The sequence below is a fragment of the Vibrio sp. 10N.222.52.C12 genome (assembly GCF_041474215.1).
Taxonomy (GTDB): Bacteria; Pseudomonadota; Gammaproteobacteria; order Enterobacterales; family Vibrionaceae; genus Vibrio; species Vibrio crassostreae_C.
Window position 1 is genome coordinate 1 of the sequence record NZ_JBFRTR010000127.1, and the last position, 733, is coordinate 733.

At 46.2% G+C, this 733-nt stretch carries 1 protein-coding gene; it reads right to left on the reverse strand.

Annotation, left to right across the window (positions count from 1 at the left end):
* Window positions 1-54 precede the first annotated feature (54 nt).
* On the reverse strand, window positions 55-733 hold a 679-nt coding region (locus AB4623_RS20785), incomplete at its 5' end, for an IS5 family transposase (protein WP_372147320.1).

A 733-nucleotide genomic window follows, 5' to 3' on the forward strand; every position in this document is an offset into this window, starting at 1 on the left:
GGCGTTGTTGATCAAATCGGTTTAAAGACCAACGACGCCATATGTGACTCGCCGTTAGTTTCGAACAGGCATACCTAGTCCTATGACTTTGTTTATAGCTTTGACATTCGCCATGATTTCTCCCACTTGAGCGTTATAACATCTCAAGCTCAATTTACCGCTGGTTAGTCCTTTATATCGAGACATTGCGGTCTCAGATATTGAGCGATAGTGATAACCCGACTCAGATTTCCACTCCGCTATTGTTCCGTTTTTCAAAGCCTTTACTGCTTCATTTCTGGGATGCCCTTCTTCCCAAAGTGCCGCATTCTTTCGAGGCGGTATCAACGGAGTACTGCCCTTATTTTGCAGGGTCTCATAGCAACTTTTTGTGTCATACGCTCCATCGGCAGATACGGTATCTACCTTTCTACGTAAAGGGTTGAGTAATGTTGGCAGCACTTCGCTATCGCCAACACTTACAAGACTGACTTCTGCACTAATGGCCTCATGAGTTTCTACATCAACGGCTAAGTGCAGTTTGCGCCAAGTTCTGCGTTTTTCGGCGCCGTGCTTTTTCACCTTCCACTCACCTTCGCCAAAGACTTTGAGACCAGTCGAGTCAATAGCGATATGGCGAATAGCTCCTCTGGATTTGTTACGATATTTGACCTGAACTGTCTTCGAGCGTTTGCTGATACACGTGTAGTCAGGGGACGTCAGTGGAACCTCCAGTAGCTCAAAGATAGAGTCG